This window comes from Vibrio sp. PSi01 (genome assembly GCF_054960695.1).
In genome coordinates this window covers 425,675-446,519 of record NZ_JBHNYN010000001.1, presented here as the reverse complement: position 1 = coordinate 446,519, position 20,845 = coordinate 425,675, and the positions used below count along the sequence as shown (strand labels likewise).

18 protein-coding genes are annotated in these 20,845 nt (G+C 44.1%); 5 read left to right on the top strand and 13 right to left on the bottom strand.

Annotated elements, in window-relative coordinates:
- Positions 1–84: 84 nt before the first annotated feature.
- The 5 genes from ACFI6G_RS02005 to ACFI6G_RS01985 all read right to left on the bottom strand — a co-directional run bounded on the left by ACFI6G_RS02005 (position 85) and on the right by ACFI6G_RS01985 (position 5,853).
- A complete protein-coding gene (locus tag ACFI6G_RS02005) occupies positions 85–297 on the bottom strand; it encodes an MbtH family protein (protein WP_010441117.1) in 213 nt (70 codons plus the stop codon).
- A 59-nt stretch (positions 298–356) separates the two neighbouring features.
- On the bottom strand, positions 357–2,012 hold the full coding sequence (locus tag ACFI6G_RS02000) for a multidrug ABC transporter permease/ATP-binding protein (RefSeq protein WP_010441119.1): 1,656 nt from the start codon (positions 2,010–2,012) through the stop codon (positions 357–359).
- A 132-nt stretch (positions 2,013–2,144) separates the two neighbouring features.
- Positions 2,145–4,121, bottom strand: a complete 1,977-nt coding sequence (gene fhuB / locus ACFI6G_RS01995; protein WP_010441121.1) for a Fe(3+)-hydroxamate ABC transporter permease FhuB — start codon at positions 4,119–4,121, stop codon at positions 2,145–2,147.
- The gene (locus tag ACFI6G_RS01990; RefSeq protein ID WP_016769239.1) at positions 4,118–5,077 is read right to left on the bottom strand and encodes an ABC transporter substrate-binding protein; all 960 of its coding nucleotides are present in this window, start codon (positions 5,075–5,077) and stop codon (positions 4,118–4,120) included. The genes fhuB and ACFI6G_RS01990 overlap by 4 nt, the downstream gene beginning before the upstream one ends.
- Positions 5,074–5,853, bottom strand: coding sequence for an ABC transporter ATP-binding protein (locus ACFI6G_RS01985; RefSeq protein ID WP_010441125.1), 780 nt, complete (start codon positions 5,851–5,853; stop codon positions 5,074–5,076). The genes ACFI6G_RS01990 and ACFI6G_RS01985 overlap by 4 nt, the downstream gene beginning before the upstream one ends.
- 238 nt (positions 5,854–6,091) lie before the next feature.
- On the opposite strand from ACFI6G_RS01985, the gene ACFI6G_RS01980 reads away from it, so the two are divergent.
- Positions 6,092–6,892 carry a 4'-phosphopantetheinyl transferase family protein gene (locus ACFI6G_RS01980; protein ID WP_010441127.1) on the top strand — a complete coding sequence of 267 codons (801 nt, stop codon included), beginning with the start codon at positions 6,092–6,094 and terminating at the stop codon, positions 6,890–6,892.
- Between the two features lie 19 nt (positions 6,893–6,911).
- Here the strand turns inward: ACFI6G_RS01980 and ACFI6G_RS01975 are convergent, their stop codons facing one another.
- The 3 genes from ACFI6G_RS01975 to ACFI6G_RS01965 all read right to left on the bottom strand — a co-directional run bounded on the left by ACFI6G_RS01975 (position 6,912) and on the right by ACFI6G_RS01965 (position 8,707).
- Positions 6,912–7,364, bottom strand: coding sequence for a GNAT family N-acetyltransferase (locus ACFI6G_RS01975; protein WP_010441129.1), 453 nt, complete (start codon positions 7,362–7,364; stop codon positions 6,912–6,914).
- Between the two features lie 67 nt (positions 7,365–7,431).
- Complete coding sequence (locus ACFI6G_RS01970) at positions 7,432–7,566, bottom strand: hypothetical protein (protein WP_016784477.1); 135 nt, start codon at positions 7,564–7,566, stop codon at positions 7,432–7,434.
- Positions 7,567–7,579: 13 nt separating this feature from the next.
- Positions 7,580–8,707: a PcfJ domain-containing protein gene (locus tag ACFI6G_RS01965; RefSeq protein WP_010441132.1), complete on the bottom strand. Its 1,128-nt coding sequence runs from the start codon at positions 8,705–8,707 to the stop codon at positions 7,580–7,582.
- A gap of 228 nt (positions 8,708–8,935) precedes the next feature.
- On the opposite strand from ACFI6G_RS01965, the gene ACFI6G_RS01960 reads away from it, so the two are divergent.
- From ACFI6G_RS01960 to ACFI6G_RS01945, 4 genes are all read left to right on the top strand, one after another.
- The gene (locus ACFI6G_RS01960; RefSeq protein ID WP_010441133.1) at positions 8,936–9,358 is read left to right on the top strand and encodes a universal stress protein; all 423 of its coding nucleotides are present in this window, start codon (positions 8,936–8,938) and stop codon (positions 9,356–9,358) included.
- 254 nt (positions 9,359–9,612) lie between these two features.
- Complete coding sequence (locus tag ACFI6G_RS01955; protein WP_016788709.1) at positions 9,613–11,082, top strand: DASH family cryptochrome; 1,470 nt, start codon at positions 9,613–9,615, stop codon at positions 11,080–11,082.
- The gene (locus tag ACFI6G_RS01950; protein ID WP_016799750.1) at positions 11,079–12,638 is read left to right on the top strand and encodes a cryptochrome/photolyase family protein; all 1,560 of its coding nucleotides are present in this window, start codon (positions 11,079–11,081) and stop codon (positions 12,636–12,638) included. Before ACFI6G_RS01955 ends, ACFI6G_RS01950 begins: the two co-directional genes overlap by 4 nt.
- Positions 12,638–13,378 carry an SDR family oxidoreductase gene (locus ACFI6G_RS01945; protein WP_010441136.1) on the top strand — a complete coding sequence of 247 codons (741 nt, stop codon included), beginning with the start codon at positions 12,638–12,640 and terminating at the stop codon, positions 13,376–13,378. The genes ACFI6G_RS01950 and ACFI6G_RS01945 overlap by 1 nt, the downstream gene beginning before the upstream one ends.
- 295 nt (positions 13,379–13,673) lie before the next feature.
- On the opposite strand, the gene ACFI6G_RS01940 is transcribed toward ACFI6G_RS01945, so the two are convergent.
- The 5 genes from ACFI6G_RS01940 to ACFI6G_RS01920 all read right to left on the bottom strand — a co-directional run bounded on the left by ACFI6G_RS01940 (position 13,674) and on the right by ACFI6G_RS01920 (position 20,731).
- The gene (locus tag ACFI6G_RS01940) at positions 13,674–14,561 is read right to left on the bottom strand and encodes a PA4780 family RIO1-like protein kinase (RefSeq protein ID WP_010441137.1); all 888 of its coding nucleotides are present in this window, start codon (positions 14,559–14,561) and stop codon (positions 13,674–13,676) included.
- Between the two features lie 225 nt (positions 14,562–14,786).
- The gene (locus ACFI6G_RS01935; protein WP_081275620.1) at positions 14,787–14,921 is read right to left on the bottom strand and encodes a DUF2256 domain-containing protein; all 135 of its coding nucleotides are present in this window, start codon (positions 14,919–14,921) and stop codon (positions 14,787–14,789) included.
- A gap of 201 nt (positions 14,922–15,122) precedes the next feature.
- Positions 15,123–18,839 carry an AAA family ATPase gene (locus ACFI6G_RS01930; protein ID WP_462710113.1) on the bottom strand — a complete coding sequence of 1,239 codons (3,717 nt, stop codon included), beginning with the start codon at positions 18,837–18,839 and terminating at the stop codon, positions 15,123–15,125.
- A gap of 6 nt (positions 18,840–18,845) precedes the next feature.
- The gene (gene sbcD / locus ACFI6G_RS01925; RefSeq protein WP_016769231.1) at positions 18,846–20,099 is read right to left on the bottom strand and encodes an exonuclease subunit SbcD; all 1,254 of its coding nucleotides are present in this window, start codon (positions 20,097–20,099) and stop codon (positions 18,846–18,848) included.
- Between the two features lie 218 nt (positions 20,100–20,317).
- The gene (locus ACFI6G_RS01920; protein WP_016769230.1) at positions 20,318–20,731 is read right to left on the bottom strand and encodes a VOC family protein; all 414 of its coding nucleotides are present in this window, start codon (positions 20,729–20,731) and stop codon (positions 20,318–20,320) included.
- Positions 20,732–20,845: the final 114 nt, after the last annotated feature.

The window sequence follows — 20,845 nt, the reverse complement described above, 5'->3', positions numbered from 1 at the left end:
CTAAACATGAAATTTGGTTGCAGAAATCCACAATTCGCCCGCTACAGGCGAAAAGTACAGGTACTGACTAAAGGTTAAACGGGTTTAGTTTTCTAGAGCATCTATCGCGTCACGCAGACTTTTCGGACGCATATCGGTCCAGACTTCGCGGATATGTTCAAGGCAGTGTTCTTTATTGCCCTTTACGCCTACTTCAGTCCAACCATTTGGTACTAAGTGGTACGTTGGCCAAATGCTGTATTGTTCTTGCGCGTTAATAACAACGGTGAATTCTGTATTTGGGCTATCAATACTCATGTTTTCCTCAACTAACTTTATTTATTGTGTTTTCTGAACCTAAACCGGTTCTTAAATACTCAAGCCACAACACTTTCTAGTGCTTGGTGTGCTTGAGCCAAATTCCCTTTACTCAACTCAATAAGATTGCCGCTATCCATTTTGAAAATACGGTCTGCGACATCAAAATAAGCATCATCATGAGTAATGGCGATAACCGTTACGCCACGTTCTTTTAATAGAGGCAGCAACTTGCGGTAAAAGAGCTTTCTAAAACGTGGGTCCTGATCAGCGGCCCACTCATCAAGCAAAATACAGCCGCGTTTCTCTAGAACAGACATCATGAGTGCTAGGCGCTTTCGTTGCCCTTGTGAGTAACGAACATCACTCAAGGTGCCCTGCTTGTGGTCGACTTTATGAGCCATTTCTAACCTAACCATCCACTCGTCTATGTCCTTGCTATCAATGTCTTGACCTTCTCCATCGACAATTTGATGAAACAGATGAAAATCACTGAACACAGCAGAGAATTGCTGTCTGTAATCCTGCCAATGCTGCTGTGTTACCTCATTGCCATCAACATACACTTGCCCGGCATGGGGTCGGTAAAGACCGGTCAGCAAGCGAGCAAAAGTTGATTTACCACTACCATTGCCACCAATAACGAAGATGTGTTCGCCACGTTCGATTTTGAAGTTAATTGGACCGACTCCGAATGAGTCACCATCTGAATCTGAACGGTATCGATAGCTCGCTTCGACCAACGACAACGACTTAAAGACTTTCGTTTGTGCAGATTTAGGATTGAGCGTTCGATTAGGACTCAAATCCAAAGACGACAGCTTTCGCATTGAAATATTTGCGGTGATTAGCGTTGGAATTGAACCGACCGCCGACATTAATGGAGTTCTCATAAACAGCACGACTAAAGCGAAGGTCGACGCGACTTCGACTGTCGCCCAACCTAGCCCAATTGCGAGGTAAAAATTTAAGCCAATCAAAGCTAGCACTACCGTGTTCGCCATGTTTGCCGCAAAACCATTTAAGATATCGGCCTGCGTCACTTCCTTTCGATAGCCTTCAGCATTAATCGAAAAGGTTTCGTCGAAATAACGTTTGGCTCTGAACGGGTTCAACGACAGCTCTTTTCGACCATCAATCAAAGACTGATAGTCGTGATACAAGTTATCGTCGTACTCACGGACCTGTTTAACGTGTTTGGTGATACGCGTAACGAGCATGTAACCTATGACACCGGTTAAAGAGAGCATTAAAACGCTGATACCAAACAAGGGCATAGATAAGAAAGCTAAATAAGCTAGAGCAACAAAGGTAAGCACCAAGCCATAAATCAATTCAGGCAAATGGACAAATGCGATCGTGATATTTCGAATATCGGTGTTAAGCGAAGCTAGGACGCCGGCACTCCCTACCTTCTCCACTTGCTCAATATCGGTATTTAACAGTTGAGAAACCAACTCACACCGCTTGTTGTACACGAATTGGTGTCCAAGCTTATGGAGTGCCACTTGTGCGACGGTCGCCGTAACTAAAAGGCCAATCAGCAACAACGAAAACTGAATCAAAGTATCAGAAAGCACACCACTGTTTTCCAGTAGTTTGTGTTGGATAAACGCGATAACGCCCACACTCAGAAATGCACTCGCGATACTCAACAAGATCACCAGACACAGTGATTTTTTCTGTTTTTCCGCTAGCAGTAGGATCAATCCCATTTCATACACACCAGTTAATTAATTATTATTGTGATTATCATTATCAACAACATTGAAAGATAACCTCGTTTACGTTGAATCATGCAAACACTGAACCATAGAGCCTATTGCGACACGGCTCTAATGGCGCTGCTAAAGCCTTCTTAAGCCCCACATCAGGTACATGCCACCGATGATAGAAGCCACCAGCCCTGCTGGGATTTCTTGCGGATAAAGCCATTGTCTACCGAGCCAATCAGAAAACAACATCAGTGCCATACCGATCAACGATGAACAAATGAGGTGCTCTTTAGCACGGCTATAACCAAACAATCTCGCCATGTGCGGTGCCATTAAACCAACGAAGCTCAACGGGCCAACCACCAATGTCGCACTCACGGTTAAACATGCCACCAGCACCAACAATAGGATTCGAGATCGAGACACGTTCACGCCAAGTGACTGCGCACTAGCCTGCCCTAGTGGTAAAACATCTAACCAACGAGCGCACACAAAACCGAGCGAAATAAATACAACCGAAGACAAAAGCAATGGCATTAACGTTACTTCAGTCACGTAATAAGTAGAGCCAGCTAACCACGCCAACACTTGATAGCTTCTCGGATCGCCCCCTGCCAACACGAAGCTTTGTACTGCATTCATCAGAGCCGTTATCGCGACGCCGGTAAGCAACACTCTTTCAGGTTGAAAGCCCGACTTTTGATTGAGTACAACTATGATGCCTAACGTACAGGCCGCACCAATAAAACCACCGGTGTAAAGACCAACAACGCTACTTCCTAGACCGGAAAAAATGGCAATGATCAAACCAAGAGCTGTACCAGAGCTTATACCAATCACTTCTGGGCTCGCCATTGGGTTGCCACTCAAACGCTGAACAATAGTTCCTGCGACCGCTAACATTCCTCCAGCTAGTGCAGCCGCCATTAATCGAGGTAAACGCCACTCAAGCAATGCCCAATCGCGCGTTTGAAACAACCAACGCCAACCTTCACTCTGGACTGAAAACAGACTGAACACGATGAGCGAAAGAACAATCAACACTGTCGCCAACAACACAGAGCTTTTATTCAGGCGAGAAGCAATTTCATTATGACGCGTCAATACTGTTTGTGTTTGTGACTGGCTTTTCATCGACAGTTTCGGCAGTAACCACAACAGAAGCGGCGCGCCCAAAGCCGCTGTCGCTGCCCCTGTCGGAATAAACATCGACATAATGCCTGGCAGTTGTTGAATCAGGAGATCGGTTAGGCTCAATAGTAAACCGCCTAACATCATCGACACCAGCAACTTAGGTACTAAGCGGTGAATGCCCATTAAACGTGTCAAAGCCGGAGCCGCCAAGCCAACAAAACCAATCACACCAACTGCGCTCACAACCCAAGCAGTCAGCAATACTGCCAGCCCTAAGCAGACGACTCTCAACTTCGCCAGTGACACACCTAAGCTTTTAGCACCCTGCTCTGATAACTGGAGCAAACTTAAAGGCTTTACGAACAGAAACGCTATAAGTGTTGCGATAACCAAACGCGGTGCAAGATATTGAACATCCTCCCACCCAGTTTGGACCAAGGAACCTGCGCCCCAGATCATCAAACCATTGAGTTTGTCCTGGTTGATCATCAGAAGGACTGTGCTTACTGCGCCAAAATAGAGATTGACAACTAAACCAGAAACAATCACCACAGTTGGAGACAAGGCACGTCGCCACGATAGCGCAAACACCAAGCCAATGGTCGCAACGCCACCGATAAGTGCCACGAAGGAGTATGACCACTCTAAAAGCCAAGGGGCATAAAGTGTTGCGAGCATCAACGCAAAGCTTGAACCGCTTGCAACACCTAAGGTCGATGGCGAAGCTAATGGGTTTCTGAGCACTTGTTGCATCAACACACCAGCAACTGCCAGAGCTGCTCCTGACAATAAAGTGGTAAATAACCTAGGCCACCAAGCCAAATGCAGCTTAACCGACTCAGGTGAAGCAAAATCGGCCACCCACAGACTCGATATTCGATCTAACCCGAACTGAGGTACGGATAAATGCAACCCAATGAGCATCAATGTAGAAACCATCAACAGAGTCAAGACTCCGAACGAGAGAACTCTCATAACACCTTCCCGTCATTCAGCTCAGAAACAATGAACCTTGCAAAGCGAGTGGCTGAAGGGATAGACCCAAAGCTCCATACCGCAGGAATCTGCAGTGCCGGATAACCCGACTCTTTCACTATATATTGCCAAAACTGATTCTTTTTAAGGTGCGCTTTTGTGCCCGCTGGCATAGGAGAAATAATTACAATCTGCCCTTCAACACCAATCAGTTGATCGACACCGACTAAGCTATAGCCCCACCCATTAGTCTGCCCTTTCCAAGCCGCTTGAAGGCCAATCTTATTTATCGACGCTTTATACAAACTGTTGTCACCAAAAACGCGAACGTGGTTGGTATCCATGAACTGAACCATTAATAACGCAGGTACGTCTTGTGGCAATGAGGAAGCCAAGCGGTCCATTTCGCGATTGGCTTTTTCGATTAGGATCTCAGCTTGTTGACTGACCTCAGTGACCTGGGCCAATAGACGAGTCACTCGCTCTAGCGCTGACCAATCCACATCTCCACTTCGGTACAAACCAATAGTGGTAACAGGTGCGATTTTGCTTAGTTGGGGCTCCAATGTTGAAAACATCGGAGAGAGTAATATTTTGTCTGGCTTGAGCTCATGAATACGCTCAAGATTTGGTTGGGTTCTTAGCCCAACATCAGCAACAGCATGAGGGATTTCTGGCGATTTAACCCAAGAGTTATAGTCTGGAATTTGCGCGACAGCAACAGGCGTAACACCAAGCGCTAATAGCGTTTCAGTATGGGTCCAATCAATCGAAACCATCCGCGGTGCATGGTGATTATTGGCATTAAGCGATTCTTGCTCGGCCATTGAAAAGGGAGATAACGTCATCAAGATAGATAAAAGTGTCACCGTCTTAATGCGGCTTGATCTCCGCAGACCGACGTAACTTAATAAGCAGTGATTGTTGAATGTACGAGAGCTAAACGGACACATCATGCTGGCTCCAAATCACCTGGCATCGCGACAGGGTAGCCTGCTGCATGCTGGGTAATGTGCATCGGAACGCCGTAGATATCTTGTAATACCGGCTCTCTAAATACCTCGTCAACCTCACCTTCAATCAGTAACTCCCCACTATGTAAGGCAATGATATGGTCGCAGAAACGTGCTGCCATGTTGATGTCGTGTATTACGATGATCACGCCAATATTCAAAGTGCTACTCAGGCGTTTAATCAAGGTCAGCATCTCAATCTGGTGGCCGATATCGAGTGCAGACAATGGCTCATCAAGTAATAGATACTTGGTTCGCTGTGCTAACAACATAGCTAGCCAAACACGCTGGCGTTCACCACCAGATAAAGTGTCAACCAAACGATCGGCGTACTTAGCCGTATCAGTTAGTTGCATCGCCTCTTGAACGTACTGTTTGTCTTTACTCGAAAGGCGCCCTAATAAGCCATGCCATGGATAACGACCAAAGCTGACTAAGTCTTGTCCAGACAAGCTGTCAGTGGCTGGTAAATGTTGTGGTAAGTATGCGATCTGCTTGGCGAAATCTTTATCCGACCACTTAGCGATCGATTTGTCTTTTAGAATGATGTCGCCAGATGTGGCGTTCTGTTGCTTTGCCAACAACTTCAATAACGTCGATTTCCCCGAACCATTGTGCCCAACCAAAGCGTAAATTTTTCCTTGCTCAAACGATACATTGAACGCCTTGAGTAGCTGTTTATCCCCGACGCTAAAACCGAGCCCTCTTGCTTCGATCATATCTTCAACCTTAAAACACACCATTCACTAAAAAATTAATGAAATATGAACATATTCATAAAATCATTAACAGACACGCTTTTATACACTTGCAAAAATTCAAATGCAAACGATTTTCATTTAGATTAAACTATATGCCATACTAGCTTTTCCCCTATAATTTAAAGGGTTAGAAGCTTAACTTTAGAATATAAAGCTTAGAGTCAATTATTCACCTTGTTGCAAAATGGTAAACTCAATGATGAACAACCCCTTTCGTCCGCTTCCTGGAAATTTTGGCTTTATGAGCAATGAACTAGCCCTTGATACTGAAACAGCGCTATGGCCTTTTGGATACGCCAACACCGGGGTGAACAATACAACGGCGCGAAGCGACGGTGTCGACATCCAGCTAACACAGTTCGACTACACGCGCTTTTGCGACAGTATGTTTGAACAAACCAATATTTATTGCCCTGAAGCTATCATCCGCTCCATTAACAAGAGAAAAGCTGAGTATTTTGTTGGTCGCTATTTAGTGGCGAGCAAGCTAGAGGAATTAGGCTTCGAACATTGCACTCTTGAGCCGAACATCGACCGTAGCCCTCAATTCCCTGTTGGCACTATTGGATCCATTTCGCACTGCGAAAGCTTGGCATGCGTTGCAGTTACCCCCTCCTATCATTCAGATCGAGAGAATCTTGGTATCGATGTGCAAAAGATCATTTCGAGTGGTGTTTGCAACGAAATTGGAAGCATGATTGTAGAGGGACAAGAAGTCGATTTAGCAATGAGTGCAAGGTTAACCAAAGCGCAAGCCATCACACTGCTCTTTTCAGCTAAAGAGTCGATATACAAAGCACTCGTTAAGTTCTCTACGCGAGATTTGAATTTTAAAGATGCGAAATTGAAGCAAATAACCCAAAATGCAATGGAGTTTGGGATAAGTGAAAGCGTTAATCTGAGAAATAGCGCATTGAAGGAAATAAGCTGCGAATACTGGTACTTAGAATCGCACAAAGCCTTTTTAACCTTTTGTTACTACTCACATGACAAGTAGCTGCTGTGCTATAAAGATTCTAAAATAAGACGCTTACTACATGGTGCGCGGGGTCCGATTCTATATCAACAATTGACCAGTCGAGTGAAAGATATAACGGTGCAGTATTAGTGTAGGCGTACAACTTAGAAGTTGAGTCAGTCTCGGGTTGAGATTGATAATAGTCTGGCATTTGTGCGAGTGCTCGCTTAATCAATTCACTGGCAATACCTTGACCACGCCATTTCTCATCAACATAAACCGCATTAATCCAAACCACATCATTCACTTGATGAGGTTCCTGAAAGTGGGAGTACGCCAAGCCACCAATGACCACATTATCGCTAAGTGCTGTTATAACAGGAGGGAGTTGTATGTTTTCTTTATAGGTGTCTTTAAAATTAAAATCAGACCATTCACTTTGAAATAAGCCTTCTAACACACTCCAATAAGGTGAGCTTTCATCACAATTTCTAAATATTACTTTCTGCATTTTTTCCGTCCTTTGAAAGGGAGTAATTTGGCCATCCTAGCCTTGTTTAATCTAAGTGTAGGTAAAGCTACTCTTCTTCGTCGTATTCGTCTGCTGGGTCTTGATTTATCTCTTCCCCACACCCTAGGCATTCGCCTTGTAGATCCGTAGGCATCACAATAATCAAACCACAATGTGGGCATAGATCGCCTTGTTGATACATATAAGCGGTCCCTTTACTTCATGTACTTGTGTTTACTTTCTTCTAACCAGTCGTGAATCACTTGCCGTGCGGATTTCGATGGTTGTACATTTCTTTTTCCGCAGATTTGGTCAATTTCAAACGGAAATGCTTTGCTCGGAACACGGCGCAAACCTATAGTTAGTCTTTGGGGTTTAAGCATGCGGAATACCACATAACGATCGCTCATGATTCGGTTGTGATAGACACCAATACAGTGCTTCTGCTCAATGCCTTCGCGTTCCAAATCGTAATAATCAGTGAGGGGATGAATATTGTCGTTCCCTAGCAAAGGAACGGGATAAGGAATGTCTTTATCCATTGGTCGGTTACCTTCTAAGCGACGTAATTGACGCTGTTCCGTCCAACGGTCGTGAAGTTGTTCAAACATCGCAAAAGAGTTCTGACTGGTAATGGCACGAAGCGGATCTCCTATCTCCAAATCTTGCCCTAGCAATATCGCATCTTGGAACATCGCCATTTTCGATGGTGCATTAAGTCTGCCTTCTTTAACCATAGCAATACCTAATCGGCTGCCAGTTAAAAACGGATGAACCTGATCCAAACGCAACGCTGTGTAGCCTACTTTGGAATAATGCTTAAACTTCAATACGCGTCTTTGCAGAGGTTCAAGAATACGCATTATATGGTCAAGCTCATCACCCACATTGTAGTGAAGCTCTAATTTATCGATGAATTTGAGGGTGGCCTTACTGCTATCTAAGCCCAATTTCTCAAGGATCTTCTTTTGCCCTAAACGGCTAAGCGCCAACGCCTTTTGGTTATCAACGCTGTATTTCATGCAAATCAACGCCAAGATGACCGGACGCAACTCCAATAATTGCCCAGCCTCATAGGTATTCGCAGCCAACCACAGCATTTGATATTGGTACTCTGGGAAATCGTCTGTGATCTCACGATAGCGAACCGGCAATGAGTTTAACCAACGACCGTCAACATCAAATTGCTCGACAAGATTTAAGCTTAAACCAATGCCACCATCAAGTGGCCGCCTACCACCTTCAAACACATGAAAGCCGGCCAGCTTTTGAGACCAGTCACTGATTTCAATGTCATAATCAAAGCCTAATGTTCGAGTAGGAATGGTAAGTAATGCTGTCATTAGTGCCTCTTAGTTATTAGCGCATTAGTTTGTTGAATCGCGTAGAACATCGAGCGCGCTTCACTATAACAACCTTTTGTAAATTTCTTATCAATCAAAGCGATATAAATATCACAATGCTTAGAAGATCTTTGAATGACGTTTTTGCGCAATATGGGACCTCTTCGATATAATTTACGCCAACAAAAACTATGCTTGTAAAAGAAATCACAATAAGAGGCTTTAATTATGGAATACCGACATATTCTGGTCGCACTTGAACTGTCTGAAGACACTAAAATTCTCATTGATAGAGCGACCTTCTTTGCGAACAAACTAGAGGCTAGTATTTCGTTTGTTTATATCGATGGTACACACGGAGAAATTTATCCAGAACTCGTTGATATTCAGGGAAATAGCAGTGATCTACCTTTCAATGAAGATACCTTAGCAAAATTGAAAGAGTTCGAGACTTACGCCAAACATCCAATCAACCATATCTTTGTGGGTACTGGTGATTTGAACAACAAGCTCAAAAATACCATCGAGGCAAACAAAGTCGACCTGTTGCTATGTGGTCACCACCATGATTTTTGGCATAAGATCATCTCCCATTCGAAACAAATTATCGACACCTCTCCAGTCGATATCTTAGTCGTCCCAATGGAGTAGGCTGATTTTAAAATATACGATGTCTAAGAGAAAGGACGTTGAAGCCAAACACGATTAGCCAACCTCTCTCCGTGTTATTGGTTGGCTTGTGCGCTCTTTCGCTTCTATCTTCTTTCGGTTATGTACTCTTTAACCTCGTTCTCGTGTCCACTTTAAATCGCCCACTACTATCATCGACGTCCAGCATTCATTTGTGATCTTAGCGCCCGATCAACTCGTAAGCGTCTAATAATTAACAAAACAGAGTGTAAACAATGAAGAAGATTGGCCTCTATCTTTTCACCAACGATTTAAGAGCCGACGATAACGAGTTGCTTGGTAAAGCGTCTCGGCTCGTTGATGAACTGATATGTGTAGTGATCGAGCCGAATTTGTCCGTATTCTCTCGCAAGTTTGCGAAAGAGCAACAATATGGGGCAGAGCGAGCAAAATTCATTTCTCAGTCTATTACTGATTTAGAAAGCCGCCTAGCTAACCTAGGGCAAGAGCTCATCGTTCTGCGATCTTCAACATTAACTGATGAGGAAATGAGTAGAGACTTCGCACTGAGTGAAATTATCAAATCACAGCAAGCCACACACTTGTTTGTGAGTCATCATTGTGGCTTTGACGAGCGACATCTTGTGCAATCGATACAGTTTAACTTTCCAAAATTAATTTTAATGCAGCAGCATCATTCAACTCTGTTAGAGCTGGAGCAGCTTCCCTTTGAGTTATCTAAGTTACCTCGCTCGTTCACCAAGTTTAGAAAATTAGTCGAGCACTTACCTATTGATACACAAAGCCTAAGCATCACCACACTACCACCAATGCCTAAAGCTTTGTCACACTGTCACTCGAAACAGGCCTCTAATTCAAAGTTCGATGAACACTGCCTAAACATCAGCAACACAAACGTAAACGGTTTACACAACAGCAGCTTCATTGGCGGAGAGCAAGCCGGCCTAGCTCATTTGCACGACTATTTTTCACATCCCTATGCTCACCAATATAAACAGACCAGAAACGCGTTCGATGGCAAAGAAAATTCAACCAAGTTCTCACCATGGTTAGCGCTCGGCTGTGTCTCACCAAAGACGGTCTACCGCAACCTTGTCCAATTTGAAGCGAAACATGGCTCAAACGATTCAACCTATTGGATTTTCTTTGAGCTACTTTGGCGTGAGTATTTTTATTGGAAGTGCTTATCTTTAGGGTCATCCCTGTTTCAAAACGGCACAGACAACCCAAGCATCGATTCGGTCCTGGCAACCAACACGACTCAACAAAACTTCGCTAATTGGAAATGCGGCAATACGGGCTATCCGATTGTCGACGCCTGCATGCGCCAACTTAATACTACGGGGTACGTGTCTAATCGTGGCCGACAATTGGCCGCAAGTTGTTTGATTTATGAATTAGGAGTGGATTGGCGAAACGGCGCCGCTTATTTCGAAAGCCAACTCGTTGACTATGACGTGGCATCGAACTGGGGAAATTGGGCGTATATCGCTGGGGATCTTAATCAACCAGTCCACAACACTCAATCAAGCCATAACAACCGATCAATCCATAACAACCAATCAATCCACAAGGATCAAAGTATAAACCAATCACAGCCTAAATCACGCCACTTTGATCTAGCAAAACAGACAGAGATGTACGATCCAGACCACGTCTTTATTAATCAATGGAAAGAGACGGGCCAACATACAACCTCCGCCTCTAAGCAGGACAAGCTATGAAATTCAAAACTGTACGCCTTATTTTTGGTGATCAACTCAACATTGAACACTCTTGGTTTCAGCAAGTCGACGATAGTGTGATTTATATGATCGCTGAGCTCAAACAAGAAACGGATTATGTCGCGTCTCACATTCAGAAAGTCGCTGCATTTTTCTCTGCCATGTCCTATTTCGCCAACGAACTCACTCAACAAGGTCATCAGGTACTGCATTTAACATTGGATGACACAGCGCAATTCGAAAACCTGGATGCCCTGCTTCAACATTATGTAAGCGAGTTCGACGCCGAAAAATTTGAATACCAAAGACCGGATGAATATCGCTTACTTCAGCAAATGGCAAAACTCAAACTAACCAATGTTACCAAAGGATGTTGTGATACTGAGCACTTCTTATTTCCGTTTGAGGAAATTGAAAGGCAGTTTCCGAAAGACAAACACATTATGATGGAACACTTCTATCGTCGGATGAGAAAACGTTTCGACATTTTGTTGGAGGATGACAAACCGGTTGGTGGTAAGTGGAACTACGATGCCAACAATCGTAAAAAGCTTAAGAAGCAAGACATCGCCAACTTACCGCAGCCTTTGATGTTCTCTAACGATATCTCGGACCTTTTGAAGCGCATCGAGCGTCATCATGTACAAACCATTGGCGAAGTTGGTGAGCAACTCTTATGGCCAGTAAACCGAGCTCAAAGCTTGTCTCTACTCGCTCATTTTTGCCAAGTTTGCTTGCCACTGTTTGGTCAATTTCAAGATGCAATGACTACAGAACACGATTCAAAGTGGAGCTTGTATCATTGTCGTCTCTCTTTTTCTTTGAACAGCAAGTTGCTTAGCCCTCGCGAAGTCATTGATGCGGCACTCTCGGCTTTTGAAGCGTCAAAGGCTCAAGATAAACCAAGCATCGATATCGCTCAGGTCGAAGGTTTCGTACGCCAAATACTTGGTTGGCGTGAGTACATTCGAGGCGTGTATTGGGCCAACATGCCCGCTTATGCCAATAAAAACTATTATTCAGCCGACCGACAATTACCTCATTACTTTTGGGATGGTCAAACCAAAATGAATTGCATGAAGCACGCGATTGGTCAATCCCTTGAGTTTGCTTATGCACATCACATTCAGAGGCTGATGATCACTGGCAACTTCTGCTTGATAACTGGCATAGCACCTGACCAAGTCGACAGTTGGTACCTTGGCATTTACGTAGATGCGATTGAATGGGTCGAAATGCCAAATACGCGAGGTATGGCACTGTTTGCGGATGGCGGCATCGTAGGAACCAAACCATACTCTGCCAGCGGTTCGTACATCAACCGTATGAGTGATTACTGTAAAGGATGCCACTATCAGATAAAAGAGCGCAGCGGTGAATCCTCTTGCCCATTCAATAGCTTGTACTGGCGCTTCATGAATCAACATCGCGATGCGTTAAACCGTAACCCGCGCATGGGCATGTTATATCGATCTTGGGACAATATGGATCAGCACGACCAACAAGCAATTCTCGATACTGCAGAACAACGACTGACTAACTTGGAGAACTTATAATGGTGGAACAACTCAGATTACAAATATTAGTCATTGGTGGCAGCGGCGGAATTGGTTTCGCAGTGGTTCAACACCTACTGTCTGAGCTGTCTCATTTTGATTTTCTCGATGTTCAGGTTGATGCAACTTACCACTCGCAATGCCCCACTCTTGAAGACACGCGACTTCACTGGCATCAACTCGATGCAACCAACGAAACAGAAGTCGCACAACTAAGCGCGAGGTTCAATAAACTTGATTGGTTAATCAACTGCGTAGGGATGCTTCACACGCCAAACCTTGGGCCGGAAAAGAACTTATCGTCTATCGACCCTGAATTTTTTCTGAAAAACATCTCTGTTAATACACTACCAAGCTTACTGTTGGCTAAACATTTCACACCTGTTCTAAGATTCAGTGACAATCCAAAATTCGCGGTCGTCTCAGCTAAGGTAGGCAGTATTTCAGATAACAGATTAGGCGGTTGGTACAGCTATCGCTCATCAAAAGCAGCGTTAAACATGTTTATCAAAACCATGTCGATTGAATGGCAACGAACGGTTAAGAAAGGAACCGTGTTAGTACTGCATCCAGGTACAACTGATACCGCGTTGTCAAAGCCATTTCAAGCGAATGTGCCTGAAGGAAAGCTGTTTGAATCGAGCTACGTCGCCCACCAACTGGTCGACATAATCAGCAGTGCAATACCGGAAAACAGTGGCAACTTTTACGCGTATGATGGTGAGCAATTGACTTGGTGATAAGGACTACCGATCGTGGTAAATAATTCTGACCATAGATCGTTAAAAAATCCGATAACCTCGTCTGAACTTTTGATTCTAGAATCATTACTTATCGAAAAACACGGCTTCGTTCTCTACCGTTTCTAAGCTATCGTTGTTAAATCACTTACTGTGATTGGTATAAAAACAGAAAACCCAACAGAGTTTTGGCTCTATTGGGTTTAGTCGTCTGGAAGAAGCAGTTCGTTACAGTTAACGTTGTCTTATCAAAAGAGGCATAGCTTAGGTTCAGCTTTGATTTAATTGGTCTTTACTAAGACTCAGACCAATTAAATTTGCTGTCGTCGACACCTTCTTTTTCTTCTTTAACACGTTCACGACGGTGTTGTTCTTCAACTCTTGCCGCATCTATCTCTTGCATGATAGCTTCGATATCCGCTAATTCATCGGTTTCTGTAAACTCACCGGTTAGCTTAGTATCTGGCTTAAGGTCGCCCTTCTCGTACAGAGCCCATATTTCCTTAGCATACTCTGTCGTTGATAACTCTGGTGCAAACTGAGCGTAATAATCACGAATATTATTTACGTCGCGAGTCAACATCCACTCTGCATTATTATTGGCAGATGCATCAACCGCTTGTGGTAAATCAATGATCACTGGACCATATTCATCCACAAGCACGTTGAACTCAGACAAGTCGCCATGAATCAAACCAACACACAGCATTTTGACCACGTAGGTCATCATGACTTGGTGATCTTCAATCGCTTGTTCAGCTGGCATCACGACATCGTTTAGTCTTGGCGCGACATAACCGTCATCATCAGTGACTAGCTCCATAAGAAGCACGCCGTCGAAACAGCCATAAGGAATGGGTACACGAACGCCTGCCTCTGCCAATTTATATAAAGCATCAACTTCAGCGCTTTGCCATACTTTTTCTTGTTGCTCACGACCGAAACCCGAGCCCTTTTCCATGGCTCTAGCTCGACGGCTATTACGGACTTTGCGCCCTTCTCGATATGCTGTCGCTTTCTTGAAGCTACGTTGGCTTATTTCTTTATAAACCTTGGCACAACGGATCGTATCGCCGCAGCGTACTATATACACTGACGCTTCTTTGCCACTCATCAGTTGGCTTGTTACCTCGTCGACTAAACCATCGTCAACTAAAGGCTGTATTCTTTTTGGTATCTTCATGCCGCCTTTATACAGCAGTTATCTTACAGATAGAAATATTAACTTAAGAAATGAAGAAGTGATTATCAATTGGTTCTTAAAACCATTAAGAATTGGGGTGATTGTTTTTTTAAACAGCGATTTGGTGTTGATGTCACTTGATTGGAGTAATGGCTGTGTTTGTAGATCGGTAGGCTTTTAAGTCTAACACTTTAAGTGTCACTGGTTGGATCATATCGATCTAAATTAGGATTTGTTGCGACGACAGCGCTCTGAACAGTAGATGACATTTTCCCAGCAACGCTCCCACTTCTTGCGCCATCCAAATGGTTTTTGGCAAACCGGACATATCTTCGTGGGTAGATATGGTTTCTTGTGCATTGATGCTTCCTTATCGCTGAATGAACTTTCTTCGTTTACTAGAGATTCCCCATTACGCTCGCCCCTCGCTTCGATGAATGACGGCGGTGAAAGATAACAGCCCAACGCCGTCAACCTCCAGAAGGGAGAGCGACAGAGCCGATGAGCTGTTTTATCTTTATCTATGCCTGCATGTATTTGTACACATAGCGAAAAGTTTAACTAAACAACAACCTTGTATTGTTCTTCCATCTCACTGAAGCCAAGGCCTGAGTGTTTGGTCACCTTGAGCTGCACAGGCACGCGCTCTTTCAATGCTTCTACGTGGCTTATCACACCAATCATCTTGCCTGAAGCGTTCAAGTTATCTAATGCGTTAAGCGCTATATCCAAGGTATCACTGTCTAGCGTTCCGAAACCCTCATCGAGGAACAACGAATCAATACTGGTTTTGTGGCTTACAAGATCAGATAGCGCTAACGCTAGTGCCAAACTCACCAAGAAGCTTTCACCACCCGAGAGCGTTTTGGTATCTCGCATCACATCGCCCTGCCAAGTATCTAGCACTTGCAACTCTAAAGCATCATCAACCTTACGTTTCAATTCATAGCGCCCATGCAAACGTTGTAGCTGTTTATTGGCTAAGTACACCAAGTTCTCAAGTGTTAAGCCCTGAGCGAACTTACGGAACTTGTCACCATTTCTTGAGCCAATCAAAGAATTCAAACGTGATATGTCATCAAACTCCAATTGCTGTTCTTCTATCTGTTTGAACAAGTCTTGTTGGTTGCTGCGATTCTGACGGTCGGTCTCTAGATTCGCAGAAATTACACCTATTTGAGTAGCATGTTGTTGCTGTTCATTTTGACATTGAGCCGTCGCTAGCTCTACTTCATTTTGCGGTAAGGCGCTCCATGTTTCGGCTTTCTCGTGAGCTTGCAGTTCAACTCTATTCGCTTTAGCACTGTTCAATCTCGCCTGTGCGCTTACGATTGCTTCTTCAAGTGTCTTCTTCAAGCTTTGAAGTTGAGTTCTAACCTCTTCGTCTAGTAACGCAGCTTCAAAATCAGCCTCACTTTCAAATGGGCTAGCTTTCATTGCTTCTAACCAAGCACGCTGCGCTTGCGTATGAGCTGATTGCTTGCTCATCAACTCTTCAGAGAAGCTTGTGTGTTTGGTTTGTTCGGTTCGATGTTCAAGTTCGCAACGGTTAAGCACCAACTGAGCGGCATCAAATGTACTCACCGCTTCAGTGACTTTTTGCTTCATCGCATTGCTGGTGGTTTGAATGTCTTTATCACCAAATAACTCTGTCCTTTCAGCAGTTACACGAGTGAGCTCTGACACTAAAGACTCACTCTCTTGCGTCAATGTCGCAAGCTCTTTCTCAAGGCTGCTCAACTTGTCATCTAGCGTTTTCAATTCAGCATTTTGAGTGAGTAGCTGCTTCTCAATATCGGCCTGTTGCTGTTTAGTTTGCTGCCATGTGTTTGATGCTTGCGATTTTGCAGTAAACCAATCATCAATATGCTCAAGTTCAGGTGCTTCAATAGAAGTTTGAACAATACTCTCTTTCAAAGAGTTCCATTGCTGCTCTTTCGTTTGAGCGATCTGAGCCACTTGTTTAATTGTGCTGTGGTTTTGCTTATTCAAGTCAGCTAAGCGTTGCTCGGCCAACTCAAGGTTAGATTGCGCCTTGTCAGCCATAACACTTACAGATAAGCGTTGTTTCTCAGCTTCGGCATAGTGAGCTTTAGCATCACCTAGCGCTTTGAGTTGCTGCGAGATCTGACTTAGTAGAAGTTCACACTGCTGAGCGAAAGTCGCAACTGAAGCTTCATTGCCTAAATCGCTTACCGTCAACAATGCTAATTCTGGAGCCGTGCCAACGAAATCCGATAAGCTCTGCTGAAGCTTACCAACAATGCCTTGCCAGTTAAGTTGAGCTTGCTGAATATCCTCTTGCGCACGTTGAATGTCATCGTTAAGCCCCGTAATCATTGGTGCTAGAGAATCTAACTGTTGACGGTGCTCTTGGCCGTCCTTTTTAATAACCGCTAGCTCATGCTTTTCACGTTCTTGTTGAGCAACTAAGTTGGCAATATCTTGTGACTGCTCAATATAATGGTCTGTTGAACCACACAGTGGGCATTCAGATCCAGATTCTAATGCTGCACGATATTTTGCCAGTTCGCCTTCTTGATCAATCAAGCGCGTTAATCGCTCAAGTGAAGTCTCTTTTTCTTTGTATCGCTCCACCAGCACTGCACGCTCTTTCGAAAGCTTGTCGACCAACTGAGTGTTAGTTCGATGACCCTGAGTTTTAGCGTGCAGCTGTTGCTGGGCATTTAAGAAGCCACGATTAACCTCAAGCAATGAGTGCGTATTGCGATTCCAAAACTCCAACAGATTTTTTTGTGCATTCAACACTTGTTCACTGGTGTTGCCTTGCAATGCTTCCCATTGTTGCTCTGCATTGCTTTCCTTTACAACCAGTTCAGCTAATGCTTTGTCTTGCGATGCTTTTTCTTCTTGAGCTGACTTGATCACTGATTGCTGAGCATCAACCGCAGACAAGGCTTGCTTCGCTAAGTTCAACTGCTCTGAATGCTGACGCTCAAGGGTGCGAACTTGCTCTACTTTGGCTTGCCACTGACCTAAGTATTTTTCTAGATGTTGGTCAGCTTGATGAGTATTTAGGTAATCAGTGCTGAGTTGCTCTTGTTGTTTCAGCTCATCAGTTTTTTGCACTAAAACGAGCTGTTGATTACGCTGTTGCATTTGTTGGTCGTTTAGCGTGTTCGCTGCGTTAACGGCCGCTGTCTGTTTATCTTTGAGCACTGCAATTTGGTTATCGAGTGGGCGAACTTGCTCAATGATCTTCTCCTGATCTTGCTGCTCGGCTTTGACTTGTTCGACAATCACACTGCTTTGAGTCAGTTTAGTCTGTGCGTCTTGTTTTTCTGCATCACGGACAGCAAGTAACTTGGTACTGTTGCCTAAGTTAGCTTGAGTAGTGTTGACCTCTTGCTCGCAACGCTTTAGATCTTTGTGCATTGGACGCAGTTTTTCAGCAGGTTCACTGTTTGCTAAACGAACTAATGATGTTTGGTTGCGATCTAGTTCATCTTGAGCCGTTTTAAGATCGTGCTCACTGGTCGTGATAGTTTGCTCAGCTTTGGTCACTTCTTTCCACCAACTGAGATGTGCTTGCCACTCTTTCAGCTGATCGGCTAAACGCTTCTGTTCAGCTTCGAGAGCCTCTCGCTCGCCAGTCAGTTCTTGGATTTGCTCTTCAGACAGTAAACTCACGCCTTCTGCTTTCGCTTTAAGGTGATTAAGTGACTCTTCGCTCGATTTGAAGTGATCATAAATACGCTCTGAAATCAGGCTGTAGACTTCTGTACCAGTCAGCTCTTCAAGGAGTTCTGCTCGATCATTTGCATTGGCATTTAGGAACGCTGCAAACTCACCTTGTGAAAGCATGATCGATTTAGTGAAGCGAGAAAAGTCCAAACCCGTTACGGTTTCAACCATCTTAATTTTCTTAGTCAGCTGCGTTTCTAAAACCACATCGCTGTCTGCATCTGCAAACTCACAAGTTGGCGTTTGCAGCGCGCCATCGTGCTTACCACGAGCTCTTTTATGATGAAAGTTCGAACGGTAAGTTTTTCCTTTTACTTCAAATTCAATCTCAGCAAAACATTCGCCAGTGCCGCGCGTCATCAGCTCATTAGTGCCTTTGGCGATACTTCTTAACCGTGGTGTACGATGAAACAATGCCAAACAAATCGCATCAAGAATCGTCGTCTTACCGGCCCCGGTAGGGCCGGTGATCGCAAACAAGCCGTTTTCGGCAAAAGGCGACTGTGTGAAATCGAGCTTCCAACGCCCTTTCAAAGAGTTTAAGTTTTCAAATTCTAAGCTTAAGATTTTCATTCTTGATTACTCTTCTGTACCGTTTAAATCATCAGTTCCATGAGACACTTCGACAATTACTTGCTTGAACTTCACCGTCATTCTTTCTAAGCGCGCTTTCTCTGTATCGCTTTCAAACTCCTCGAGTGCGATACGTTTCTCAAACACATCTATTGGCGTGAGTTCCGCTAATGTCTCTGCTGATTCTTGCTCTAACGATTGGTTTCGGCGCTCTCTTGCTCTTCTTAACTGAAGTACTTCAACGTTTAAGTCTTCGGTTAAGGCACGCATGCGTTCTTGTAAATCCGATAGATAGTCTTGTGCTCGAACTTCAATAGACAACCACACGCTTTGGCCTTCTTCCAAACCAATATATTGATTCAGTTGAGATTCAATCTCGCTCAAATCACCTTTGATTTCGGCCAACAGTTGGAATGTCGGGACAGACAATTGAGAAATGGTGCGTTCGCCTTCAACAAACTCAACCACACACACTTGCTTTTGAGATTTCAATTCATCAAAACTGAGCGGGATTGGCGAGCCGCAGTAACGAATGTGTTCTCGCTTAGCAACAACTTGAGGTCGGTGAATATGTCCAAGCGCGATGTAATCGGCATTTGGAAAACCGTCGGCAGCAAAACCATCCAAATTACCAACGTATATATCACGCACCGAGTCAGATTGCTTCACACCCATTGCGGTTAAGTGCCCTGTCGCAATGATCGGCATTGTGTCGCGGTTAGCAAAAGTATCGCGTTTTTCGACTGCTGCATCGTAGACATCTTTATAATGCTGCTTAATCGCGTCGCCCAACTGTTTCTGACGCTCAACACCCGACACGCCTGCTTGGCTGGTTAAAACATCACGAGGGCGGATGAAAGGGATCGCACAAACTAGCGCTTCAACCTCGCCGCCCTTACCTTTCAGCTCGACAACCTGAGTCGCATGATCTTCATTGGTATTTGGAATCACGTCCGCGCCCATATACTTCAACAATTGCTGTGTTTCTTTAAGTACCGACACAGAATCATGGTTACCGCCCAATAGCACTAACTGGCAACCAATTTTATTCGAGTCGACAACAAACTTGTTGTACATCTCACGGGCATAACTTGGCGGTGTGCTGGTATCGAAGATGTCACCAGCCACGATAATTGCGTCGATATCGTGATCAGTAACTTGCTCTAGCAACCATTGTAAAAACCGTTCATGTTCGTTTTTGCGGCTTTTATTGTAGAAGTTTTGGCCAAGATGCCAATCTGACGTGTGAAGAATTTTCATTGCGGCTCACTGGATGTCTATAATAGCTTTAATTTATCAAAATACCGATCAACTACCAAATGGGTTAGCATTATTTTCCTTTTATAAGCTTGTGAAAAACAATAAAATTCAGGCTTTATAGGCTTTGTTTTCAACGTACCATCAATCGATACTTTTCATATGAAAAAACCGCTCAAAGTTAGAGCGGTTTTGATGTGTAAATCGAGTTAACTTAGAACTTAATGGTTGGGACGATTCAACTGTAGCAAGTCCCACTTAGTACCATACAGATCTTGGAAAACCACGACCGTTCCGTACGCTTCTTCTCGTGGCTCTTCATTAAACACAACACCTTTCGCTTTCATTAGCTCATAATCACGCCAAAAATCATTGGTCTGCAAAAACAAGAATACACGGCCGCCAGTTTGGTTGCCGATCGCTTTTTTCTGTTCCTCATTGCTCGCCTGAGCTATTAGCAAGTTAGTACCGTTCGAGTTGGGTGGCGACACCTGAACCCAACGCTTACCACCACCTAAATCAGTGTCTTCAACCAAAGTAAACTGAAGTTTCTTAGTATAAAATTCGATTGCATCGTCATAGTTTTCGACGACTAGTGCGATATTTCCAATTTGTTGTTGGATTAGTTCAGACATCTAGCATTCTCGGTTTTGTCAAAGATGAGATTCTACACATTATACCTTCTTTACGAATCTACTGAGCTACAAAAAAGCCCACGGTATCGCTTGATAACGTGGGCTCAAAACTAA